At 60.7% G+C, this 25,153-nt stretch carries 17 protein-coding genes; 5 read left to right on the forward strand and 12 right to left on the reverse strand.

Annotated features, from left to right (window positions below):
• Nucleotides 1-315 precede the first annotated feature (315 nt).
• Nucleotides 316-1,524 carry an ammonium transporter gene (locus tag AC13DD_RS18635; protein ID WP_069182647.1) on the forward strand — a complete coding sequence of 403 codons (1,209 nt, stop codon included), beginning with the start codon at nt 316-318 and terminating at the stop codon, nt 1,522-1,524.
• An 11-nt stretch (nt 1,525-1,535) separates the two neighbouring features.
• On the opposite strand, the gene AC13DD_RS18640 is transcribed toward AC13DD_RS18635, so the two are convergent.
• The 5 genes from AC13DD_RS18640 to AC13DD_RS18660 are packed head-to-tail and all read right to left on the reverse strand — an operon-like array spanning nt 1,536 to nt 10,039.
• The gene (locus AC13DD_RS18640; RefSeq protein ID WP_136630684.1) at nt 1,536-2,618 is read right to left on the reverse strand and encodes a lipocalin-like domain-containing protein; all 1,083 of its coding nucleotides are present in this window, start codon (nt 2,616-2,618) and stop codon (nt 1,536-1,538) included.
• The gene (locus AC13DD_RS18645) at nt 2,615-4,885 is read right to left on the reverse strand and encodes an ABC transporter permease (protein WP_136630683.1); all 2,271 of its coding nucleotides are present in this window, start codon (nt 4,883-4,885) and stop codon (nt 2,615-2,617) included. The genes AC13DD_RS18640 and AC13DD_RS18645 overlap by 4 nt, the downstream gene beginning before the upstream one ends.
• Before the next feature lie 7 nt (nt 4,886-4,892).
• Nucleotides 4,893-5,576 (reverse strand): ABC transporter ATP-binding protein, encoded by a 684-nt coding sequence (locus AC13DD_RS18650; protein ID WP_482931571.1) that lies wholly within the window; start codon nt 5,574-5,576, stop codon nt 4,893-4,895.
• A 60-nt stretch (nt 5,577-5,636) separates the two neighbouring features.
• Nucleotides 5,637-8,804: an efflux RND transporter permease subunit gene (locus tag AC13DD_RS18655; RefSeq protein WP_136630681.1), complete on the reverse strand. Its 3,168-nt coding sequence runs from the start codon at nt 8,802-8,804 to the stop codon at nt 5,637-5,639.
• Entirely contained in the window at nt 8,801-10,039 is a 1,239-nt protein-coding gene (locus AC13DD_RS18660; RefSeq protein ID WP_412536942.1) for an efflux RND transporter periplasmic adaptor subunit, read from the reverse strand. The genes AC13DD_RS18655 and AC13DD_RS18660 overlap by 4 nt, the downstream gene beginning before the upstream one ends.
• A gap of 152 nt (nt 10,040-10,191) precedes the next feature.
• Between AC13DD_RS18660 and AC13DD_RS18665 the strand changes: the two genes are divergently transcribed.
• A complete protein-coding gene (locus AC13DD_RS18665; protein ID WP_136630730.1) occupies nt 10,192-10,641 on the forward strand; it encodes a potassium channel family protein in 450 nt (149 codons plus the stop codon).
• A 137-nt stretch (nt 10,642-10,778) separates the two neighbouring features.
• Entirely contained in the window at nt 10,779-11,834 is a 1,056-nt protein-coding gene (locus tag AC13DD_RS18670; RefSeq protein WP_482931572.1) for a GGDEF domain-containing protein, read from the forward strand.
• Between the two features lie 10 nt (nt 11,835-11,844).
• Here the strand turns inward: AC13DD_RS18670 and AC13DD_RS18675 are convergent, their stop codons facing one another.
• The 7 genes from AC13DD_RS18675 to AC13DD_RS18705 form a co-directional block, all read right to left on the reverse strand.
• Entirely contained in the window at nt 11,845-15,075 is a 3,231-nt protein-coding gene (locus AC13DD_RS18675) for an efflux RND transporter permease subunit (RefSeq protein WP_405417956.1), read from the reverse strand.
• Nucleotides 15,072-16,145 carry an efflux RND transporter periplasmic adaptor subunit gene (locus AC13DD_RS18680; RefSeq protein WP_405417954.1) on the reverse strand — a complete coding sequence of 358 codons (1,074 nt, stop codon included), beginning with the start codon at nt 16,143-16,145 and terminating at the stop codon, nt 15,072-15,074. The genes AC13DD_RS18675 and AC13DD_RS18680 overlap by 4 nt, the downstream gene beginning before the upstream one ends.
• 82 nt (nt 16,146-16,227) lie before the next feature.
• Nucleotides 16,228-17,136, reverse strand: a complete 909-nt coding sequence (arcC, locus tag AC13DD_RS18685; protein WP_153637089.1) for a carbamate kinase — start codon at nt 17,134-17,136, stop codon at nt 16,228-16,230.
• 1 nt (nt 17,137) lies between these two features.
• Nucleotides 17,138-18,139 (reverse strand): ornithine carbamoyltransferase, encoded by a 1,002-nt coding sequence (locus AC13DD_RS18690; RefSeq protein WP_136630678.1) that lies wholly within the window; start codon nt 18,137-18,139, stop codon nt 17,138-17,140.
• Nucleotides 18,140-18,157: 18 nt separating this feature from the next.
• Nucleotides 18,158-19,387, reverse strand: coding sequence for an arginine deiminase (locus tag AC13DD_RS18695; RefSeq protein WP_136630677.1), 1,230 nt, complete (start codon nt 19,385-19,387; stop codon nt 18,158-18,160).
• A 24-nt stretch (nt 19,388-19,411) separates the two neighbouring features.
• Nucleotides 19,412-20,860: a YfcC family protein gene (locus AC13DD_RS18700; protein WP_136630676.1), complete on the reverse strand. Its 1,449-nt coding sequence runs from the start codon at nt 20,858-20,860 to the stop codon at nt 19,412-19,414.
• 272 nt (nt 20,861-21,132) lie between these two features.
• A complete protein-coding gene (locus AC13DD_RS18705; RefSeq protein ID WP_412536941.1) occupies nt 21,133-23,142 on the reverse strand; it encodes a TonB-dependent receptor domain-containing protein in 2,010 nt (669 codons plus the stop codon).
• A gap of 138 nt (nt 23,143-23,280) precedes the next feature.
• Here AC13DD_RS18705 and AC13DD_RS18710 point away from each other — a divergent pair, with 138 nt between their 5' ends.
• Nucleotides 23,281-24,552, forward strand: a complete 1,272-nt coding sequence (locus AC13DD_RS18710) for a sensor histidine kinase (RefSeq protein ID WP_412536940.1) — start codon at nt 23,281-23,283, stop codon at nt 24,550-24,552.
• On the forward strand, nt 24,549-25,079 hold the full coding sequence (locus AC13DD_RS18715) for a response regulator transcription factor (protein WP_069182637.1): 531 nt from the start codon (nt 24,549-24,551) through the stop codon (nt 25,077-25,079). The genes AC13DD_RS18710 and AC13DD_RS18715 overlap by 4 nt, the downstream gene beginning before the upstream one ends.
• Nucleotides 25,080-25,153: the final 74 nt, after the last annotated feature.

Genomic DNA, 25,153 nt, shown 5'->3' on the forward strand with positions numbered 1-25,153 from the left:
CGGGAAAGTGGCGAGAAGGTCAGTTTTTGAGGTACCATTTTGGATAGCGGTTGTTGGTGTTGATTGATGGTGTAAGGTCCTGAAATTTTAACACTTTCAGCCGCTTTCTTTTATCCCCTCATGAGAAATTCGGGCTAGTGCACTTTGGCTCTAAAACACGTCTCCCACATCTGTCCAGAACCACCCAACTGCCCTTCCGCGCTTGAAATGCATTATTTTGGAACAGCTCTTGCTTTAGCTGCACCTCATCAATGCACATTTCAACGTAAAGCGGCCCGCTAGAGGCCGGACACACAACATCAGGAGCGAAAACCCGTGGACATCACGAGTGCAGTACACACCCTGACTGAAAGCGCCAACACGCTGTTCATCCTCATCGGCGCCATTATGGTGCTGGCCATGCATGCCGGCTTTGCTTTTCTGGAAGTAGGCACCGTTCGCCACAAGAACCAGGTCAACGCCCTGGTGAAGATCATGACCGACTTTGGCATCTCTGCCGTGGCCTATTTCTTCATCGGCTACTACATTGCCTACGGCAGCCATTTCATGAGCGGTGCCGCCGAGCTCACCGCCGCCAACGGCTATGATCTGGTGAAGTTTTTCTTCCTGATGACCTTCGCCGCAGCCATTCCCGCGATTGTCTCCGGTGGTATCGCTGAACGGGCAAAGTTCTATCCGATGCTGATTGCCTCTGGCCTGATTGTTGCCTTTATCTATCCCTTCTTTGAGGGGCTGATCTGGAACGGCAACTATGGCTTCCAGGGCTGGCTGGAGAACCAGTTTGGTGCGTCCTTTCACGACTTCGCCGGCTCCGTTGTAGTGCATGCAGTGGGCGGCTGGATAGCCCTGGCGGCCGTTCTGGTCCTCGGTGCACGAAATGGGCGCTACCGTAACGGCAAGGTGGTGGCTTTTGCCCCCTCCAACATTCCCTTCCTGGCCCTGGGCGCCTGGATCCTGACCGTCGGCTGGTTCGGCTTCAACGTCATGTCCGCCCAGACCCTGGACGGCATCAGCGGCCTGGTGGCCGTAAACAGCCTGATGGCCATGGTCGGCGGCATCCTGGTGTCCATGCTGCTGGGCCGCAAGGACCCGGGCTTTATCCACAACGGTCCGCTAGCAGGGCTGGTGGCGGTATGTGCCGGCTCTGATCTGATGCACCCGGTGGGTGCCCTGGTAACGGGCGGCGTCGCCGGCGCCATCTTCGTGTATTTGTTCGAGTGGGCCCAGGCCAAGATCGAGCGCCTGGACGATGTGCTCGGTGTCTGGCCCCTGCACGGTGTCTGTGGTGTCTGGGGCGCGATTGCCTGCGGCATCTTTGGCCAGGAGGCACTCGGTGGTCTCGGCGGCGTCAGCCTGATGTCCCAGATCATCGGCTCGGTGGCCGGCGTGGTGGTGGCCTTTGTGGGCGGTCTGATTGTCTATGGGGTTATCAACGCCATTTCCGGACTGCGTCTGACCGAAGAAGAAGAGTTCAACGGGGCGGACCTGAGCATCCACCGGATCGGGGCAACCGCGGTCGAATAAGCACTGAGTGTTCAGTCGCCGTAGCCGGTCAATTCCATGTAGCCCTCGCCAGAGTGGCTGCCGGCGACGGTGACAGGGCTTTCCCAATAAGGGTAAAGCCCGTCATTCAGGTAGTTTCCAGGGGGAGCCGAAATTTCAAGGCTCACCCCATAATCCGGAACCTCCAGACGCCAAAGGCGGGGAAAGCCCCGGGCGTCTGGTTCCTCCGGGCGAATGCGAAGCTGACTGGGCTGAAGCGCTACGGGCTCGCCATCCTCCGGAATCCAGGTTCCGGAACGAAAACCGCCGTCCTCCTCGCGGAGCTGGAAAGCCATCAATTTGTCACCCGACTCCAGGTGCAGCGCAAACCAGTCCCAGCCCTGCTGGCCCGATTTGAGAAACTGACTACTCCACTCCCGGTCGAACCAGCCCTTGCCCGCAACCTCAAGTGTCTCATTACCCAGCGTGACAGTACCCTCGATGTGCAGGTCCACCAGACTGAAATACATCGAACCCTCACCATCGGCGGATTTGGCACTGAAGCCGTTATCACCGTGCGCAACAGGCTTGCCATTGATCGAGAGGGACAAGTCGTAGGACCAGCCATCCGCCGCCAGCTGCAACCGCCATGACTCGCTTTCGGATGTTGCCTCAAGCTGCCAGTCGTCCAGCCAGACGGCCAGTGGCTGCGCCTGTGCGCCGGCATGGCCGACATCGCCCCGGGCCAGTTTCTCTGCAAAGTAGTGCCGGGCATCAAAGCTCACCGCGGCATGGGCCATCCAGGCCGCTTCCAGGGGCCAGTCGGCTGCCTCAGGAGGTTCAGCATCTGCCGGTCTGGGCGTAATGGCTTGGCGGAACTGGGTCCATTGCAGGCCCAACGGCTCACCTTCTTCAGTCCTCAAATTGGCGGTCAGATACCACCATTCGATCCGGTGTTGCGGGTGCGGGCCGAAATCATCGGGAAATATCAGGCGGTCGCCCGGCCCGGGCTGAAGGAAGGGCACTTCGGCGTCGTTTTCTGCGACACCCGCCAGTCCGGCGAACCCTGCTTCTTGTTGTGACTCCGAACAACCGGCCAGAACCACGATGGACAACATCAGTATCCAGCGTCTCATCGCTCACCTCCCGCCAGCGCGTTGGCGTTCACAGGGGCAACCGTTGGTGATTTCAACTGGCGCATCATCAGCAGGCCGATGCTGAGGCCAATCAGCAGACTCAGCACCCCAAGCTCCAGCCAGAACCGGGGATAGACCGCCATGGGCAGGGACCAGCCGAACGCGATGGGGTTGATGCGATGCACCAGAACCAAGGTCAGCCAGATGCCAAGCGGCAGGGCCAGCAGGGTAATTGCAGCGGTCAACGACACTGACAGCCGGATCAGTTGGGCCGATGCTTGTCGCACGGATAGTCCCCAGACGACCAAAAGCCGGAAATACCAGGCCCGGGTGGAGAAGAAGACCCAGCCCATCATCAACAGTGCAATGGCCGCCAGTATCAGGGTCAGGGTAGTCATGGCCCGGGTCAGCAGGAAGGTCTGGTCAAAGATGGCCGTGGCGAGTTCTTCAATAGCCCGGTTGTCCCGGACCGTCAGCTCATCCACCTGCCATACCCGCTTTAATCCACCGGTCACTTCCTCGATGTCGAGATTTCCGGGCGATACCGACAGGCTCTGGAAACCGGTTGCGAAGTCTTCAGGAAGCACCGAAGGATGAATCAGGATTTCGCCAGCGGGGCGACCGTAGTCCGGGTAGGTGGCCAGCACGGGAAACTCGAACGAACCGCTTCCGAGGGTTACCTCCAGGGACTGGCCGACCTGTACATTCTGCCTGCGCGCCAGCTGTTCATTCACCATCACTCCCTGGCCCTGCTGCAGTCGCTGCCAGGGCCGTGACGCTGACTCAAGCAACTGCCAATCGGTCACCAGTGGGCCTACAGGGCCGATGGCAAAGACGTCCACCTCTGTGCCTGCCTCATCCCCGTTGCCCGGCAAAGTTGCACGGCCGCGAATCACCCGGTGCCACAGGCCAGACGCTGCGAGTTCCGGTTGCTCAGCGAGCCAGTCCACCGCGAGGGTCGCATCCGCTGACTCAGGAACTTCAATGTAATAATCCGCCTCCAGTCTCTGCGCGAGCCATCGATCAAATGTACTTTCAAAGGTCGTCACCAGAGCCTGAACCGCCAGAACCATGGCCATGGCGAACTGCAGAGCGACCAATGGCAGTGCCAGACGCCGCGCCAGCACTGATAGCTCCCGATGGCGCCAGCGGGCCTGCAGATTCCGGTCGTGCCCGGACCGCCAATCCGCAAGCCAGGCAATCAATCTCGGTGCAAGGATCCCGGCAGCCACAAACACGAGGGCCACGGCGACAAAAAGCCAGAGCAGATCCGTAACCCAGGCTGACAAGGCCAGGCCAGCGATAAGCACCAACACCACCAAACCGCCGGACCGGCGGCTACTTCCCGCAAACGCTCGGGCCCATGGACGGAGAAAATCGGCCAGGCAAGCCACCAGAACCACCGTCAGCATGGTTGCAAGCGGAACCAGCCAGTTGCCACCCTGGCCCGCGTACAACGGCTGATCGAACAGCCCCTCGAGGGCGCGCCCGAATCCGCTACCCAGCCCGGTCGCCAGCCAGCGACCCAGCCATATACCAGGTACGATACACAGCAGGGCCAACAAGAGAATCTCCACGACCAGCAGCCGGTTGAGTCGGGCTTGGGGGACACCAAACCGGTGCAGCAAAGCGAAGCTGTCTCGACGTTGCGCCATCCCCAGCAGATACACGCTGCGAACCAGCAAGGCGGTAATCAGCAAAACCAGCACGCCCAGCGCGTCAAGATTCAGCAGAAAACTGTCGCCCAGCTCTCCGGTATCCGGGCCAACCCGAAACGGCGCCAATCGATACCCGTCAGGAAGTGACCCGTCAGTGTGGGCATCGGAGATCAGCAACGACAACCCACCTTCGTTCTTTCCGGCAAGTTCAGCCGCTTCACTGATATCAACAAAGGGACGACCATCCAGTTCACCCTGCCAGGGCGCCTCTTCGCTGTCAGGACTCTCAAAGCATCCGGCCGCCAAAGGGGCGATACCCACCACACGACCGCCTTGCGGCGAAGGCACTTCCCACCAGGGCATCACGCAGAGCCCTGCTCGGCGCAGCTCGACAAAATCATCCACAGTCAGGGGCTTACCGTCCTGGCGGACTATCTGCTGGCGTTCGGCCACCGCCGATTCGCTCTGATCAAGACTGGCCCGGGCCTGGCTGGTGAGATGGTGCACGCCCGTCCAGAGCATGGTGGCGAGCACAATCATGGCAGCCAATGCCAGCAGCTGAAGCGGATGGCGGCGGTAATGACTGAACAGGGCGGCCAACAGGGTCATGTCGGGCTCAGGTTTCCGGCACGTGGCCAAGATCCAGATGCTGGCTGCAGCGGGCGGCCAGTTCCGGATCGTGGGTGGCGAGGATCAGTCCGCAGCCATGGCGGGCCTGCAATTCGAAAAGCTGCCCGATCACGGCCTCTGCCGTGTGCCGGTCCAGGCTGCCTGTGGGTTCGTCAGCAAGAACCAGGGCCGGCTTCATGGCAAACACCATGGCCAGTGCCGCGCGCTGGCGTTGTCCCCCGGACACCTGATCCGGGTATCGGTCGGCAAGCTCGCCGATCCCCAGGCGCTCGAGCCAGTCCTGACATCCATCCTCGGATTGGCCGGCAAGCCGGGCACGAAAACGGACGTTGTCCAGCAAAGACAGGGCCGGCATCAGGTTGGCTTCCTGAAAGACTACCCCGATCTGTTGTCGGCGAAGCGTCCCCCAGCGACGTTCAGACTTGCTCTCGGCCTCCGTTGACCGGGCATCAAATGTCTCGTCGAGCACCTGAACCACCCCTGAATCCGGTTTCTCCAGACCACAGAAAATGTTCAGCAAGGTACTCTTGCCGGATCCGGATCGACCGGTCAGCGCCAGTGACTGGCCCCGCTCCAGACCCAGGGAGAGCCCCCTGAGCACGGGCACCGGTTCATTACCGCTGCGGAATTGCTTGTTCAGGCCACGGGCCGAAAGCAGAGAGTCCACCATAGTTTCCTTGTCTGACGAGTTGAGGCGACGGCTTTGCCCGGGTCAATCAGAACCAGGTGGTCAATCCGCCGCCCCGATAGGATCAGCATAGGTTCCGTGCCGGCGCGCACGCCACTCGCGGAACTGCTCCAGCCAGGACAGCAACGCCGGTATGACCAACAGGACCAGCAAAGTCGATAGCCCGAGGCCAAAGGCAATTGAGGTGGCCATGGGGATCAGGAACTGGGCCTGCAGGGACGTTTCGAACATCAGCGGCAATAGCCCGCCGATGGTGGTCAGGGAAGTCAACATAACCGCACGAACCCGCTGTACCGCGGCCTCGTTAAGCGCATCGGTGATTCCCAGGCCCTTTTTCCGCTGCTGGTTGTAGAAAGCTACGAGGATGATGGCGTTATTGACCACAATCCCGGAAAGACCAAACAACCCGAAGAGGGAAAGAATGGTCAGTTGCAGCCCCATCAGCCAGTGCCCCAGCAACGCGCCCACCAGGGCGAACGGGATGATGGCCATAACGATCAGCGGCAGGCTCCAGGAGGCAAACACCCACGCAAGCACCACGTACATCAGCGCCAACCCGATAACCAGTCCGGTTTGCATGTCTCCCAGGGTCTCCCTCTGGTCGGCCGCACGGCCCTCGAAGCTGTAACGCACATTGTAGCGACTGGCGATATCCGGCAGTGCGTCTGCTTCAAGGCTGGTCAGAATCTGGTCGGTGGTGCTGACCCGGGTGTTCAGCCCAGAGGTGACTTCAACCGCCAACCGGCCCTCGGCGTGTCGCAGGGCCTGGAAGCCCTGACGGTGGTCCAGGTTCATGACCTGGGTCAGGGGAACAAAGCGACCGTCCGGCACCCGCACGGTGATTCGGGAGAGCGTCGACAAGCGCTCCCGCTGATCCTTGGGCAGTTGCACGCGAACTTCGACTTCATCCCGGCCATCCTGGTAGATCTGGGCGATCCGGCCGTCGAAGGCAGCCCTGAGCTGGCGCCCGAGATCGGAGGTGGTCAATCCGAGTGCCTCGCCATAGGCGCTGACCTGGTAAAGCAGCTGCTCCCTGCCCCACGGCATGTCATCCTCAACGTCCAGCACACCGGGCAGCGTCGAGAGCGCCTGCCCCAGTTCATCCGCGGCACGCTTCAGATTCTCCGCGTTGTCGCCGGTCAAACGCACATTCACATCCCGGCCCGGCGGCCCGGCCTGACGTTCGGAAATCGTCAGATTGTCCAGCCCGGCCGGTGTCTCCAGACGGCTGCGCCACTCCGTGATAAATTCCGGATTACGAACCGAACGGCGATCGGAGGGCACCAGTTCGATCATCATCGAACCCAGTTCATCGCCGCTACGGGAACTGCCCTCGGCACCCTGGGTTGCGCCCCGGGTAGTGACTGCATGCAAAATGAAATCACCACCAAGCGCCTCTTCGGTCTCATTGAGCGTTCGCTGCATCTGGGTCAGGAACTCCTCAACGGTGCCGCGATCCGTTCCGGCCACAAAGCTGGCATTGGCGTAGAAGACCGAAGGCTCCGGTGTTGGGAAAAAGTTGAATCCGAGCCGGCCACCGGCCAGCAGACCGACCGTTACGATTGCCAGGGCCACCGCGCTCGCCACGGTAGCCCCCCGGTGTTCCAGGCTATACCGAGAGAACCGGCGAAACCGGCCTTCCCGGAAACGGTCGAAACGCTGCTCGAACCCCCGCCGGAAGCGCTCCACGGGACCCGGTGCTTTTGGCTCGGGTTCTGCCTCTCCCGCTTTTTTCTTACGTCTGGGCACGAAGGCATGACGCAAGTGCGCCGGCAATACGATGAAACACTCAAGCAGGGACGCGACCAGAACGCAGATCATCACCAGCGGAATATCGCCCAGAATGTTGCCAATGACACCGCCCACCACGAGCAGGGGCATAAAGGCCGCAACCGTCGTGAGAGACGAGGCCAGCACGGGCCACACCATACGTTTGGCAGCCCCTTCCGAGGCGTAGATGGATTCCTCGCCCATGCGGGAGTGGGCGTCGGCATCCTCGCCCACCACAATGGCATCGTCGACGATCACCCCCAACGCCATGATCAGGGCGAACAGGGAGATCATGTTGATGGAACCCCCAATCAGCCAGAGAACCGCCATGGCCGCCAGGAACGCCGTCGGAATACCCACAGCCACCCACATGGCAACCCGACCGGGGAGAAACAGGTAAAGCAGGCATACCACCAGAACCAGGCCACCCAGCCCGTTGTTCACCAGTAGGGAGATACGATCATCCAGAAGCTGCCAGGTCTCATCGTACACCTCCAGCTTTACCGTCGGCGGCAGCACCGGCCGGGTATCGGCCAGCCAGGTTTCCAGTACCTGGGCCGCTGCCAGCGAATTGCCGTTTTCCGATCGCTGCAGCTGGAGTTCAACGGCCGGCTTGCCGTCCTTCTCGAGGGTCACCTGGCTCTCGCGGGCCTCCTGCCGGATAATCGCCACATCGCCCAGATTGAGCTGGATCCGCTCACCACTGAGCACCGGAATGTTCTCGAATTCCTGGGGGCTTCGGCGCTGTTCCACGGCCCGAAGTTCCCGGGTCGCATCCTGCTGCGCCATCATGCCGGCAGGCAGATCCCGGGAGATGGCGGCCACGCGCTCGGCAATCTGCTCCAGTGACAGCCCCAGTGCTTCCAGCCGCTCAACCGGCACATCAATGCTGATCTGCTGCTCCGGCAGGCCGCGGATCGAAACCCGGTCAATGCCACGCTGGAGCAGTTCATCTTCAAAACGGTAGGTCATCTGCCGCAGCTCACTGCGGTCTACATCGCCGTACACCAGCAACCGGGCCACCGGCTCGTAGCGTTCAATGCGGGTTACCTGGGGTTCCTCCGCCTCCGCCGGGAAATTGGTGAATTCATCCACCTGCTGGCGTACGTCGTCCAGGGCCTGGATCGGATTGGTGCCTTCCTCGAATTCGAGGGTTATGGAGGAAACCCCCTGGGCCGAGGTGGAGGTCATTTTTTTCAGGCCATCGACGCTGCGCAGGCGCTGCTCCAGAGGGTTGGTAATGCCCTGCTCCACGTCTTCGGCGGACGCACCACTCCAGACCACCCGGACACTGACCACGTCCAGGGCAAAGGTGGGGAAGAACTGGATGTTCATGCGGGTCAGAGCCAGCACACCACCGAGCAGCATCACCAGCATGACCAGGTTGGCAGCAACCCGGTGATGAACGAAAAAGCCGATGACGCCCTTTTTCCGCCTCATTGAGATGCCACTCCGGAATCTGCCACATCCACCTTGAGGCCGGTGACAGCGTTGGGCAGATGCGTCGTAATCAGTTGCGCGCCAGATACCAGGGCTTCACCGGATACCAGCAGACGGCGCTCACCATTGCTGCCCCGGGCCTCGCCAATACGTTCTATTCGGGCGCGCTGCATCCGGCCGTCTGAAGACATCAGGTAAACGCTGTCGGCGCCATAAAGAGCACTGAACGGAATCGACACGGTATTGCTCCGTGCCGCCCGTTCAAGCGTGACGGGCATTAAACCGCCCGGACGGATCCCACGGGGATCCCCCTGCAGTTCGAGAATGGCTTCGGTTCCGGACGGATCACTGGTTCCGGCAAACCGGGCAAGCTGAAACCGGTGCTGATCTCCGGCACTGGTGGCAATCAGTGTTTCTCCCCGCTGCAGGGCATCCAGAAGTTCGCCCCGGAACATCTCCGGCACCCTGGCCCTGAGTTCCAGACCATCAACGGGGTAGAGCGACAACAGAGGTTCATTACGGCTGACCTGGTCACCTTCGGCCACGCGGATGTCGGTCGCCATGCCGTCAAAAGGCGCCGTCATACGGGCCCGTTCGGCATCCCGTCGGGTGCTGAGCAGGTTTGCCTCTGCCTGGGCGAGTTTCGCCTGAAGGCTCTGCAGCCGCGCCGGATGCTCTTCGATTGCCCGTTGCCTGGCATTTACCGTCAGCTCTGCTCTGGCCGCGGCGTCCGTGGCCGCTTCCAGTGCCTCGCGGGAAGCCAGGTTGCGATTCACCAACGACCGGGTACGCTCCAGCTTCCGCCGGGCGTTTTCCAGAATGGCCTGTTCGCTGGCCAGCGCCGTCTGATCATTCCGGTACCGGACCTGCTCCGATCGGATCTGGGCTTCAAGGTCTTTGACCTGTGCTTCGGCCTGGGCCAGCGCAGGCTGGATATCGGCATCGTCCAGTGCCACCAGAAGCTCGCCCTCCTTGACCCGCCGCCCCTCGGTCACGGGCCGCGTACCGATTCGACCGGCCAGGGTTGCTGTCACCGTCAGTTGCTCCGGGGCCAGTACTTCGCCATACAGGGGCAGCACCGGGGTATGCGTGCCCGGCTCAATTTCCTGAACCTGGACACGCCAACTGCGCTCGGTGGCACTGACCTCTGCAGGCTCCGGGCGGGTCATTTTGAGAATCATGAAACCGGCGATACCGACGGCGAGAATCAACAGGGGAATCAGTCTTTTGGACATTACTTGCAGGCCAGCTAAGGTAAATAAAGCCCATTGGGCTGTCGGGTTCAGACTACTATACAATCAGGGCTCGTTTTCGGATCGGACAAGCCGAATTCCTGCGTCAATTTTACGCAGTGTTTTTTCAGTCATGGCAACGGAGAGCATCATTGTTGGCAGCAGAACACCATGTCAATCTTCTCAACGCAACGCTCATTAACGGGCTGATCGTTGCCGTTGTGGTGCTGATCCATCACGAAGTGCTCCTGAATTTAAGCAGCCTTCTGTCGAGAATGCGCCAGAGCCACCGTTTCCGACTGATCGCTGCCGTCTTCGGCATTCTTGCCGCTCACACCCTCCAGGTCTGGATCTTTGCCAGTGCCTTCTATTTCATGCACCACGCCGAGGGCTGGGGCCATTTAACCGGCAATTTCAGCGGCAGCATCCTGGACTGCGCCTACTTTTCCTTCACCACCTTCACGACTCTTGGCTACGGCGATATCGAACCTTTCGGTATTCTGCGCTTTCTCACCGGCATAGAGGCGCTGGCCGGACTGGTTCTGATCACCTGGAGCGCCTCTTTCCTGTTCGTGGAAATGCAGCGCTACTGGCCGACTCGTTGAGGACCCCCTGCACCCTAGACTTTAGTCTAAGGTAGACGGCTACATTGCCGGATTTCTGATCTAATGGCCGGAGCTTGCAGCATGTGCAACCACTTTGTACACATCACTCCAGTGCACCGGATGCCCAGACCAGACCCATGGAAAGCTATACGGAATCACAGAAGCACCTTGCCCGTCCGTACCGCAAAGCGGTGTTAAAAACGCTGCTGATACTGACCGCCGTCAGTGGCCTGCTTTTCTTTATGCTCAACATGCAGAGAGGGAACTACCCCATGGCCTTTGCCGAGATTGGCATGGCGTGCTACTCGGTTTTCATTTTCTGGGCAATCGGAAACACCAAACACCTGGAACGATGGATCCTGGCGTTTATCCTGCCCTTTTGCATCACCATGATGTTCGCGCTCACGTCTCCCCGGGCGACAACAACCGTATTCGCCTGGGTTCTGTTAATTCCCATCCTTTCTCACCTTCTGATGGGGCGGCGGCTGGGTCTTCTGGTATCAGCCGTGTTCATGGTTACGGCGGCAGTGATTTTCTTCTTCAAATTCCACGATGCGCCGGAGCTGATGCAGCCGCTTCCGATTGCCAACATGGGGCTGATGTCCCTGACCATTCTGGCCTTCTCCCATATTTACGAGATCACCCGGGAGCAATCCGAATCGCGCCTGCTGAAAATGGCCCAGACCGATGCGCTGACAGGTCTCGCCAACCGCGCACGCCTGAGCGACGTTTTCGAGCAGGAGCGCAAGCGCAGCCTCCGCAACGGAACCCCGCTGTCCATGCTGGTGCTGGACCTGGACCACTTCAAACAGGTCAATGATCAGCATGGTCACGAGGCGGGCGACCGGGCGCTCAGGCATGTTGCCGGCACACTGCGGGCATCGCTGAGAGCAACCGATCTTGCCACACGACTGGGCGGTGAAGAGTTCGCCATTCTGCTCACCAACACCACCGCAGACCAGGCTCATCGGGTGGCCGAAAAGATCCGGAATGAGATCGAGTCAAACCCCGTGTCCTATCAGGACCAGGCCATCAGGCTCACCATCAGCGGCGGCATTGCCCAGTTTGGTCCGGACGGCGCCGACCTTCGCAGCCTGATCGGCCGTGCCGACGAGTACCTCTATAACGCCAAGGACGCGGGGCGGAACCGGATCATCAGTTCCGACAGCGTCCTGGTGCCATGCCAGGCGTAAACACCCCGCGTCACACCCACTTGCAGCGCGCCAGGGTGTAATACAGCAGGGGCACCACCAGCACGGTCAGTAACGTGGACATGGCCAGACCGAACACCAGGGATATCGCCAGGCCGTTGAAAATCGGATCGTTCAGGATGAAGTAAGCCCCCACCATCGCCGAAATCGCCGTCAGGGCGATGGGCTTGATGCGCACCGCGCCGGCCAGGACCACCGCTTCGTCCAGTTCGACACCCTCCTCGATCAACTGCCGAATAAACACCACCAACAGGATGGAATTGCGCACGATGATGCCGGCCAGGGCAATCATGCCGATCATGCTGGTGGCGGTAAATTCCCGCCCCAGAAGGGCATGGCCGGGCATGATGCCGATCATCGTCAGGGGAATGGGCGCCATGATCACCAGCGGCAGAATATAGGAGCGGAACTGGGCCACCAGCAACACGAAGATCATGAACACGCCCACGCTGTAGGCGGCGCCCATATCCCGGAAGGTCTCGTAAGTAATCTGCCATTCACCGTCCCATTTCAGGGTGCCTTTTTCCGGCAACGGGGGCTGATCGATGAAATACTGCTCTGGCGCTCCCTCCTGCTGGTTCAGGCGCTCCACCATGGCAAACATGCCGTACAGCGGCGAATCGACCTCTCCTGCCATATCCGCCGTCACGTAGGTCACCGGCAGCAAATCCTTGTGGTAAATCGCGCCCATCCAGTCGGCCTCGCGAACGTCGGCAATACTCGCCAGCGGGACGAGGTTGCCATCACGACTTCGCACGTTCAGGGATAACAATACCGAGGGCTGGGCCTTGTCACCTTCGCTCAGAATCACACGAATTGGAACAGGGTACTTGGCATGGTCATCGTGCAGGAAGCTGACACTGGTACCGCCCAGGGCCGTCTGGAGGGCACCGACCACCTGGGCCTGGGACACGCCAAGCCTTGCCGCGCGGTCCCGATCCACAACCACTTCCCATTGTCGTGTGGGCGCTTCCAGCGTGGTATCGATATCCACCAGGCCATCCACCTCGGTCATGCCCTCGGCCACCTGGCGGGCCAGTTCCGCCCGGCGGGTTTCATCCACCGCGTAGATTTCCGCCACCACGGGTGACAGTACTGGCGGGCCAGGCGGAACCTCAACAATCTTGACGCTGGCACCGTACTGCTTACCGATCTCGGTCAGCGGCCCCCGCAGGGATTGGGCAATGGCGTGGGACTGCCGTTCCCGGTCCTCCTCATGAATCAGATTGACCTGGATATCGCCATGGTAAGGGTCGCCACGCAAGTAGTATTGCCTGACCAGACCGTTGAAATTGATCGGCGACGCGGTGCCGGCGTAGGTCTGCCAGTTGGCCACCTCATCCACCGTTTCCAGGTAGCTGCCCATTTCCATCAACACCCGCTGGGTCTGCTCCATGGGCGTGCGCTCGGGCATATCCACTACCACCTGCAACTCGGACTTGTTGTCGAACGGCAGCATCTTCAGGATCACCGCCTGGAACACCGGCAGCGAGGTTGCAGCGAGAGTCAGACCCACCACACCCAGCGCCAGCACACGACGCCGCCAGGGATGATCCCCCAGGAACGGCCCGAGCACGGTCCGGAAAATCCGCAGGGACACCGGGCTGACGCCATCGGCAGAGCTGGAAGCCTCCTCGGCTTCGGCGGCCTGCTCACCCTTCTTGTGCTTGAGCAACCGGAACGCCAGCCAGGGCGCCACCACAAAGGCAACAATCTGGGACAGCACCATACCGGCCGAGGCGTTGATCGGAATCGGGCTCATGTAGGGGCCCATCAGGCCACTGACAAAGGCCATCGGAATCAGGGCCGCCATGATGGTGAGGCTGGCCATAATGGTGGGGGTGCCCACCTCGTCCACTGCAACGGGAATAATGTCCTTCACCGCCCGCCGGGTGTTCTGGATCCGCCGGTTGATGTTCTCGGTGATCACGATGCCGTCGTCCACCAGAATGCCGATGGAGAAGATCAGCGCAAACAGGGAGACGCGGTTCAGGGTGAAGCCCCAGGCCCAGGAAAACACCAGGGTCAGCAGCAGAGTGATCAGCACCGCAATGCCGACAATCAGCGCCTGGCGCCAGCCCATGGCCGCCAGCACCAGCAACACAACGCAGAGGGTGGCGGAGATCAGATCGGTTATCAGTTTGCGGGCTTTCTGGGAGGCGGTCACACCATAGTCACGGGTCACCAGAACCTCCACAGATTCCGGCAGTGCCCGGTTGCGTAATTGCTCCAGACGCTCTTCAATGGCCGTGGTGATGTTGATGGCGTTCTCGCCCGGCTTCTTGGCAATGGCCAGGGTCACCGCGGGGTAAACCTCACCGGGCCGGCCGGCCTGGCCGTCCTTGTGGGCCGGCCCGAATCCGGTCATCACACTCTGGTCCACCACGGTGCCACCGCGGCTGACATCCGCCACATCTTCCAGGTACACCGCTGCGCCGTTGTGCATACCCACCACCAGGCGCCGGACATCCTCCACGGTTTCCAGAAGCGTTCCGGCCTGGACCGGTATCGACAGGTTATCCCGGGTAATCCGGGCCTCCTGGCTGCTGGTGTTGGCCGCCGCCAGGGCGTTACGGACATCGTCGATGGTGAGATTGAACCCCGCCAGCAACGCCGGATCGAACCGGATATCCACGCGATCCGGAATGCCACCGGTGGTATAGACATCCCGGGTACCGGGAACCCGTTTCAGGGCGACTTCCAGCATGTGCGCCAGACGGGTCAGCTCCTCACCCGTGTGGCCGTTGACCGGATCGTAGAGGGTCAGGGTCATCACCGGCACATCATCGATGCCCTTGGGCTTGATCACCGGCTGGGTCGCGCCCAGATCGGGCGGCAACCAGTCCTGGTTGGAGTACACCTGGTTGTACAGCCGCACCAGGGCTTCCTGCCGTGGAATACCCACCTCGAACTGCACCGTGATCACGGCCTGGCCCTGGCGGGATACCGAATAGACGTGTTCGACGCCTTTGATCTCACTCATCACCTGTTCGGCGGGCGTGGCAATCGCGCTTTCCACCTCCCGGGTGCTGGCGCCGGGAAAGGCCACCATGATATCGGCCATGGTGACGTCAATCTGGGGCTCTTCTTCTTTGGGCGTGACCACCACGGCCAGGATGCCCAGAATAATTGCCAGAATGGCCAGCAGCGGTGTCAGATGGTTGTTCTGGAAAACCCGGGCGATGGCACCGGATGGACCAACGGGCGGCAAATTACGGCTCACGGGTTCGACTCCTCGCCCGTTCTTTCAAGCGGATTCAGGCGCTCGCTGCCCACCAGTACAGACGGGTTTGTGACTACCCGCTCGCCCTCGCTCAGGCCCGCAAGAATCTCCAGCCGGCCATTGTCCCGCACCCCAGTGCGAACCTGCCTCAGCCTGGGCTGATCCTGATCATCGAGCACAAATACCGCCCTGAGTTCACTGCGTTGAATCAGGCTGCTGGCCGGCACCCACAGGGCCTCCCGGGTGGCAACCGGCACGCTGACTTTCACCAGCATGCCGGGAAACAGGGAACCGTTGGGCTCACTCAGGCGCATGCGCAGGCGGAAAGTATGGGTTTGCGGATTCGCATAGGGATAGAAAGTCATTTCACCGGTTTCCAGCACCCGGCCGTCGGCCAGGGTAACCTGGGCCTGACGCTCCGTACGCGCCAGTTCGGCGTATTTCTGGGGCAGATCGACGACAACCCGAAGCTGTTCCAGAGACAAGCCACTGAGCAGCGGCTGGCCGGGATTGACCGCTTCGCCAACCTCAACGTGGCGTTCGGTCAGGATGCCGCCATAGGGCGCCACCACACGGGTATAGGAAAGCTGCTCCTGCGCCTCGGAAACGGCGGCACTGGCGCGCTCTACCCGGGCCCGGGCAGCGGCCAGGTTGTTGCGGGCCTGATCGAACTCCTGCCGGGATACCAGCCCCCGTTCGTGGACTGCCTCAATCCGGTTAAACCGCTGGCGTGCGTCCACCAGTGCTGCCTCGGCCTCTTCCAGCCCGGCTTGTGCCTGGCGCAAACGGGATCGCTGCTCACTGTCCTCCAGCTGGACAATCAGGTCGCCGGCAGCCACGGAATCATCCACATCAAAGGGCAGGCTCTGAACGGTGCCGCTGGTCTGGGCTGAGACGGTGCTCTGCTGAACGGCTTCGATGATGCCATCGAGGTGCACGGTTTCGTGCAGCTCGTTGCGCTCGACGACCGTTGTCGTCGCCGGTCGGGAAGGCGACGCCTGCTGGCCGAGCGCCGTCTGGGCCAGCAGGCCCAGGGTCACGATCAATCCTGCGGCAGCCATTCGCGACATGGGGCACCTCCGGGAAATTCTGGCTATTAGGTAATAACCAGATATTATCAGGGATCGCACCCGGAAAACACGGCAGGAACAGCTAGCCGGCCGATACGCGGGTGCCCGCGGAGCCGTCAAGGATGGCCACGGCGTCCTGCAGCCGGCCAATGCCACTGACTCCGCCGGCCTCGGCAAAATCGCAGGCGGCCTGCAGTTTCGGGCCCATGGAGCCGGCGGGCATTTCCAGCGCCTGCGCCTCGGCCACGGTCAGCTCGGCAAGCGGCGTCGACTGGTCGGTACCAAAATCGCGATGAACAGCATCCACATCCGTTAACAGGAGCAATGCATCCGCTCCCAGTTGCCGGGCAAGCAACGCACTGGCAGCATCCTTGTCGATAACCGCTTCAATGCCGACCATGCTGCCGTCGTCACGACGCAGCACCGGTATTCCACCGCCGCCGGCGCAAACCACAACCACGCCCTGATCGAGCAACAGTTTCAGTACCCGCATGTCCGGTATTTCCAGCGGTTTCGGCGAGGGCACCACCCGGCGCCATTTGTCACCGTCCGGCGCAATGCTCCAGCCCGCACCGGCTGCCCGGCGCTCAGCCTCCTCGCGGTCATAGACGGGTCCGACAAACTTGGTCGGTTTTTCGAAGGCAGGGTCCTTCGGATCCACCAGGACCTGAGTCAACAAGGTCGCGACCGGCCGGTCATGGCCGAGAGCATTTTCCAGTTCCTGCTCGATCATATAGCCGATCATGCCCTCGGTTTCCGCGCCCAGGACATCCAGCGGGTAAGCCTCATCCGGTTTGTAGGAAGCGCCCTGCAGAGCCAGCAGCCCGACCTGTGGCCCATTGCCATGGGTCACCACAAGATCGTGACCGGCCCGAACGACCGCAGCCAGCGATCGGGCTGCAATCTGCACATTTTTACGCTGGACCTCTGCCGTCAGCGGTTCTCCGCGTTTCAGCAGGGCATTACCCCCCAAAGCTGCCACAACCAGCATGTCAGCCTCCCAGGGTCGCCACGAGAACGGCCTTGATGGTGTGCATGCGGTTCTCGGCCTGATCGAAAACAATCGAAGCGGGGCTTTCGAAGACTTCTTCCGTCACCTCCATGGCGTCGATGCCATAGGTCTCCTGAATCTCCTTCCCCACCACGGTTTCGGTGTTGTGAAAGGCCGGCAGACAATGCATGAATCGAACCCGGGGATTGCCGGTTTTTGCCATAAGGGCGGCATTGACCTGGTAAGGCATCAACAGTTTTATGCGTTCCGCCCATTTTTCCTTTGGCTCACCCATCGACACCCAGACATCGGTGTACACGAAATCGACCCCCGCAACGGCGGCGTCAACATCCTCCGTGATGGTGATGCGGGCTCCGGTTTCAGCCGCCAGCGCCTGGGCCTCCTCCTGAACGGCCTGGCCAGGCCAGCAGGCTTTTGGTGCGCAGAGGCGCACGTCCATGCCCATTTTGGCGCCGCCGATCAGCAGGCTGTCGCCCATGTTGTTGGCAGCATCGCCGATGAACACATACGCCACGTCACGCAGCGGCTTTTCCACATGCTCTTGCATGGTCAGGAAGTCCGCCAGTATCTGGGTGGGGTGAAATTCGTTGGTAAGCCCGTTATAGACCGGCACGCCGGCGTACTGCGCCAGTTCCTCGACAACGGATTGTCCAAAGCCCCGATACTCGATGGCATCGTAGACCCGGCCAAGTACCCGCGCCGTGTCCCTCACCGATTCCTTGTGGCCGATGTGAGTGCCGGTTGGCCCGAGGTAAGTGACCCGCGCGCCCTGATCGAAGGCGGCAACTTCAAACCCGACCCGGGTACGCGTGGAGTTTTTCTCGAAGATCAACGCGATGTCCTTACCCTCGAGCTTGGGGACCTCCGTGCCTGCATACTTGGCGGTCTTCAGATCCGCAGACAACTTCAGCAGAAAACCGATTTCCTTCGGTGTGAAATCCCGCAGCGTCAGAAAATGCCGGTTCTTAAGATTGAATGCCATAACGTTTCTCCTTGGCTATCAGACAGCATCCCGGATGGTCGGGCAACTCATACACCGACCGCCGCCCCGACCCCGGCCCAGCTCCGCACCGGGTATTGCCAGAACCTCGATGCCCGCAGCCGCCAGGGCCGCATTGGTATCGTCGTTACGATCGTAGCCGACAACCACACCGGGGCTCAGGGCCAGCACGTTGTTGCCGTCGTTCCACTGCTCCCGCTCACGCTCTTCGGGCGTGTCGCCACCCGTTGCCACGACCTCCAGAGCCGGGTAGCCCAGAATCTCCGCGACCACCTCGAACAGATGCCGGGAATCCTGATTGAAGGCCAGTGTTTTCGCTCCCTCGCCGGGGCGCAGGTCGTAGCAGATCACGGCATCTGCCACTTCCTTGAAGGCGGTGACCACGTTGCCGCCACAGAAGGTAAACACGGTATCCAGATGCATGGCCGAACGGGTTTTGGGCAACTGGCAGGCAATCACCCGATCCACCATGCCGCCATCAAACAGGGCTTTTGACAGCTGGCCGATGGCCTGAGGCGAGGTTCGCTCGCCCATGCCCACCAGCACCGTTCTGTTGCCCAGCGGCATGACATCCCCACCCTCAAGCGTGGCCAGACCGTGATCCGCCAGAGGATCGCCCCAATGCACCTTAACCTTGCCCGCGAATTTCGGGTGGAATCGGTAGATGGCAGCCATCAGCAGGGTTTCCGGCTTGCGGGCAGCCCAGTACATCGGGTTGAGAGTCACCCCACCATACACCCAGGCGCTGTTGTCCCGGGTGAACAGGAAGTTGGGCAGCGGTGGCAATACGAACCCGAAGCGCCCCAGATGGTTGCCGAACAGACCGACCGGATCAAACGGCAGATCCCCCACCTCCAGACCACCGATCAGGAATTCAGCAAGTGCCTTCTCTGGCAGTTCATCCATCCAGGCCCGCAAATCCGACACCATGCCCACGCCTATGTGGTTCCAGTTGATCCGGTGGTCGAGAATCCAGGCACGGCCTTCGGGAATGGCAAGCGTTTCCGCCAGCAACTCGTTGACGTCCAGAACCTCAACGCCCCGACCACGCATCACGCTGGCAAACACGTCATGATCTTTCTGGGCCTGTTTGACCCAAAAGACATCATCAAACAACAGGGCATCGCAGTTGGATGGGGTCAAACGTCGGTGCGCCAGCCCGGGCCGGCAGATGATGACCTGGCGCAATTTCCCGGTTTCAGAGTGCACTCCAAGTGTGTGTTCAGACATGACAAAGCTCCTTTTGCCGAATGCTCACAGCATGGCGCCCAGGCTTATGACTACCGTGATAAACACGGTCAGGATAAGCAGCAAAGGCCAGATGAAGGCGAGCCAGCGATCGTAGGACACCCGCCCGATCGCGAGCCCCCCAACCACCACCGCAAAGGTCGGGTTGATCAGGTTTACCAGGCCATTGGCAGACTGATAGGCGGTCACCACCAGATCCCGCCCCACGTTGGCAAAATCCGCCAGTGGCGCGAGGATCGGCATGGACAGCACGGCCAGGCCTGAGGACGAGGGCACGAAGAAGCTCATGCCCACCTCGATCCAGAACATCAGGTTGATAAAGGCCAGTTCCGGCAGGCCGCCCAGGGAGGTTTCAGCGCTGTGCAGTATGGTATCGGCAATCATGCCCTGCTCCATGATCACCACGATGCCGCGTGCCAGGCCAACCACCAAAGCAACCCCGAGCAGATCCCGGGCGCCATCGACAAAGCTGCCGGTCAGTTTCTTTTCACCGAGGCGGGCAATAATGCCGATCACAATGGCCGCACCAAAGAACAGGGAACCCATCCGGGCCATCCACCAGCCCTGGGAAGACACACCCCAGATCATCACGGCGAAGGTCAGGGCAAAGATCACCAGGGCAACAATCTGGGTGGTTGTCAGGGTGGCACTGTGAATCTCCTGATCATCGCCTTGCAGAAAGAGTTTCTTGTGCGCCGGCCATTGCCTGGCGACCACCGATCGCGACGGATCGGTTTTTACCCTGTGCGCGTATCGCATCACGTAGCCGATACAGATCAACAGGCCACCAATCAGCAGAACAAATCGCAGGAAGATACCGTCAGTGAACGGAATGCCCGCGGCATTGGCTGCAATCACGGTGGCAAAGGGGTTAATGGTGGAACCCAGCACACCAATGCCGGCGCCGATCAGGATGATGGCGACCCCGGTCACGGCATCGTAGCCGGCCGCAAGTATCACGGGTATCAGAATGGCGTAAAACGCCAGGGTTTCCTCTGCCATCCCGTAGGTGGTGCCACCGATGGCGAAGAGCACCATCAGGATCGGTATCATCCAGATCTCATGGCCCTTCAGGTGCCGCATCGCGCTTCGGATGCCGGTATCGATGGCCCCGGTCGCATTCATCACACCGAGAAAACCGCCCAGAAACAGGATGAACATGGCAACATCGATGGCATTGGCGACGTAACTGTCGGGGTCGTAGAACCCGGCTGTCGGTGCCAGCATCACATCAACGAAGCCCTGCGGGTTTGGTTCGACGGTCTGGTAGGTTCCCGGCACCGCCACTTCCCGTCCGACTTCTTCATTCATGGCGCGCTCGTACTGCCCGGCGGGAATTATCCAGGTCAGCGCGGCAACAAGAATAATCAGGCCGAAAAGAATGGTGTAAGCCGTGGGGAATCGCGAGGCGAGGTCGTTCTCGAGGTTTTCTGGCAACTGTTCATCTTCAGTCACGATGCGTCTCCTTTCCTTAATCGCATAGTGCAATCGCATGATGCAGACAGGTCCCGCCCGGGAACCTCAAGAAGCCGAACACATCCTCAGCAGCCAAGCGCTACTGGTCCAGATCTGCATGAAAACAGCATAGTGCAGGATTCCATTTCCGGAATTGAGGTAGCGCAATTTTTGACCAGCCATAAAAAAGCCCCGGGTGGAGGAGTTGGATCCACCCGGGGCATCAATGTCACCCGCCAGCTATGAGAAACGGGTAACCGCCATACAAGGTCTTACCACCTGGCTGTCAGTGCGGCACGCAGGGTCCGGCCAGGCTCATTAACTCTTACGGCTTCGGGATTAAATGGATCAGTGTTGGCCCGACTGACGTGAGGTGCCCAGGTATTGTCGAACACGTTATCCACGGCCCAGGTGACACTCAGATAGCCTGCAAGAGGGTGACTGCCGGACAGGTTCAGCACGCCATAACCCGGTGACGTGCCGGGATCCTGACCGGATTCCAGATCCACGCGATCCTGGCGGCGGGCCAGCACCCACTCCAGTTCAAGGGCATGGCCCATGTGCTGCCAGCCGAGGGTCTGAATAAACTGCACCGGCGGAATCTGCGGCAGCGGTTGGTTATCGTCGCGATTTTCACCCCGTACCGATGCCAGACTGCTGTTGGTGTTCCAGGTGCCGTTGTTCCACCCAAGCTGTGCTTCAACGCCCATCAGGCGCGCATCAATATTGCGGTAGACGCTGACCTGGTCAGCATTGCGGGTACGCAGGACAAAATCATCCACCTGATCCACCCACACAGCCGGGCGCCAGTTCCAGCCGTTACTCTGGCCGGGCATCGCCAGTTCCAGCTTGCGGTGGGTCTCAGGGTCCAGGGCAGGGTTGCCCACCCAGCGCCTGGACGGGTCCATGTTGTTCCAGCTGGCAATGTAACGCTCCGTCACGCCCGGGCTGCGGACGCTGTGGCTGGCCGTAACCACCATCGACTGGACCGGAGAGAATCGCCAATCGCTGCTGACAAAACCGCTGAAATTATCATCGGCAACATCGGTGTTCGTGGTGCCGTAGATCGACTCGTAGGCGTCGGCCGCGGACATGGCCATCATGCCACTGCCGAACACATCATCGGCTGCCGCTGCAGACATTTCCACGCGGTCGTAGCGCACGCCACCGCCAAGCTTCAATTCGGGAGTTACCCGGTAGAAGCGCTCGGCAAAGAGGCCGAAGCGGTCTCGATCCACGTCGGGCCAGAGTACGGAGGTGAGCACATCAAGATTGGCTCCCCCGAACCGTTCGGCGTACCAGTTATTGGTCTCAATATCGGCGCCAATGGCCCAGTCTGTTCGGGCATCCGGGCTCTGATCCAGGGTCAGACGCAAGCCCCGGGTTTCGGTCTCGGAATCCGTCAGCATTTTCATCATGGATTCACGGAGACTGAAGTTATCCATGATGTGGTCGACATCCGCCTGCCAGGCCAGCAGGTTCCAGTTGCCGTTCGCCACCGGAGAACCAAGCTCCAGGCGCATGATGTCGGTATCGGTTTTTGGCGCATCCATGCCGGAGCCGGCGTATTTGACATCCCGCTCTTCCTGCCGGCTCACCAGACCCTTGATGAAGAAACCATTATCCGCCTTCCACGCCGCATCCAGGCGAGCCTCGGAGTTCTTGTAGGCGCTGCGGACCTCGTTTCCGTCGCCGTCCTCGTAATCGTCCGCCTCGTCGTATCCCCCTGCGAGGCGAAGCCAGGCACTGTCGCTACCCACTGCGACACTGCCATTGACCAGCTTGCCATTGCCGTTGTCTGTACCACCCACGGTGAGATGACCCGTCGCGCCTGAACCGTCAAACACGGGCGCGACCGTGGTCGCAACCACCTGGCCGCCGGAAATAGGGCCCCAGCGCAGGGTCTGGTTACTGGTGCGCACTTCCAGCAAGGGCGCCAGCGCCGAACTCAGACGACTGGTGGGCGGGTCCATGCGATTCGGGCAGGCGCCTTCAACGCGAACGCCATCCAGAAGCACATCCACCCGCTCCTGACTCTGGCCCCGGATAACCGGCTCCAGCCCGCGTCCACCCATTCGGGAAAGAGACACTGAGGGATTGGCAGACAAACGTTCGACCGGTTCTGGAGCCAACTGGCTCGACGCCTCTTCAATGCTTTGCCCTTCGGTCACCCGGATCACGGGTAGCTCGGGTGAAATTTCCTGGGCCATCACCCCGGCGGGCAGTGAAACCAATCCCGCAGCACACAATCCGATAAAACGCGCTCCAATTACCGTCGCCATACAACCTTGTCCTGACCAGCTCAGATAGTTGGCGCCAATCATAAAGGTCAGCCGGCGCTTGCGCCTGAGACCAAATGCCGCATCCCCTCGGAGGTATTACCGCGTATCCCGGCGTAAAAAACGGCTAGAATGCCCGGTATGGAATGGCTGACCCACTCACAGACCGGATTTCAACAAACTGCCCGCTATCTGCTGGGCATGCGTTTGACTATTGTTGCGCTGCAGCTGATTTCGATCGCCGTGGCAGAAACCATGGTCACGTTGGCCCATCGTGCCGAAGCGGTTATCCTGCTAATGGCATACGGCGTTCTGGCAACCCTGGCCTGGCTCTGGTTTACCCGACGCCCGCCCCGCTCGACCCGGGTCGTCAGCCTGGTGCTCATCGTCGATCTGCTGATGATCGGAGCCTGGCTTTACCTGACGGGCGGCTACACCAATCCTCTGGTCTCCCTGCTGTTGTTGCCCATCGCCGTTGCCATTGTGCTGGTGCCAATGGGCCAGAGTATTGCCGTCACCGTTGCCGGGGTGGCGGTCTATACCTCACTGGTGATCTGGCATACGCCGGTGACCCATGAACATCACAGCGCCAACCTCGCCCAGTTGCACCTGGTAGGCATGTGGGTCACCTTCGCCACAACCGCCGCCATCCTGCTCCTGGTTGTCGGCGCTCTCGCCCGACGTTTGCGCCAGCAACAGGCCCAGCTTGCGCAGATACGGGAGACACGGCTTAGGGATGAGCAGATCATCGCCCTGGGGCTTTCCGCCGCGGCCGTCGCCCATCGCCTGGGCACACCGCTGAACACCATGACGCTGCTGGTGGAGGAAATGAAATCCTCAGTTCCGGGGGGTGCGCCAATGGCAGACGATCTTGCGCTGATGGAGAGTCAACTGGGTCTTTGCAGTGCCCACCTGCAACAACTGTCGAGAGCTGCCGTTGAGGCCAAGACCGCGCAACTGGAAACCCTCCCCGCCCGGGACTGGGTCGCACGCCTTCGGGAATCAGCCACTCTCCTCTGGCCGGGTGCCCCCATTCAATGGCGACAGCCGGTACTGGACGCCCCGGTTGCCGTGGACGCCACCCTCGATCAGGCCGTGCTCAATGTGTTGGCCAACGCGGTGACAGCCAGCCCGTCCTGGGTCGCCGTGTCCGCCCGGGAAAGTGCCGACGGCCTGATGGAACTGGTTGTCGAGGACCACGGCGACGGTCTGGAATCCACCCCGGAAGGTACGCTCGGGGAGAGGGTGGTCAGTTCAGAGAACGGGCTGGGAGTTGGCCTTTTCCTCTCCAACGCTACCATCCAGCGTCTTGGCGGTAACCTGAAAGCCCGCGGCAGCGCCGAAGGCACCACCGTCATCATTGAGCTGCCAATAGCGTCAGCGACCAACAGCCCATGGGGAGAACAGGCGTGAGCAAACAACAGGCTTGGCTACTGATTGATGACGACGACGCTTTTTTGCAAGTGCTTCAGCGTTCACTTGCCCGCCAGGGTATTGAGGCCCAGCTTGCCCACGGGCACCAGGAGGCAAAAAACGCTCTGCTGAACGGAACGTTTCACCGCTGCGTTCTGGATCTGAACCTGGCCGGTGAGAGCGGACTGCAACTGCTACCGGAATTGCTGGACCTGCATCCGGATCTCGAAATACTGGTGCTCACCGGTTACGGCAGTATCGCCACGGCGGTCGAGGCCATGCGCCGGGGCGCGGTGAACTATCTGTGCAAACCTGTAACGGTCAACCAGTTGCTGGCCGGATTCGAGCCGATCGATGCACCACCCGATCTCCGGGCGGAGCCGCCTTCAGTCGAGGAAATGGAGTGGGAGCATATCCAGCGGGTTCTCAACGAGAACGAGGGCAACGTCTCTGCCACGGCCCGGGCTCTGAACATGCACCGCCGCACCCTGCAACGCAAACTCCAGAAACACTCGCGCTGGCGCTGACCGATAGGTAATTGGCGCAAAACTGACATCTATCAACTCATCCAGACCATTTACCCATGGCTTTTCAGGTCTAT

The sequence above is a fragment of the Marinobacter sp. L-13 genome, from assembly GCF_056857715.1.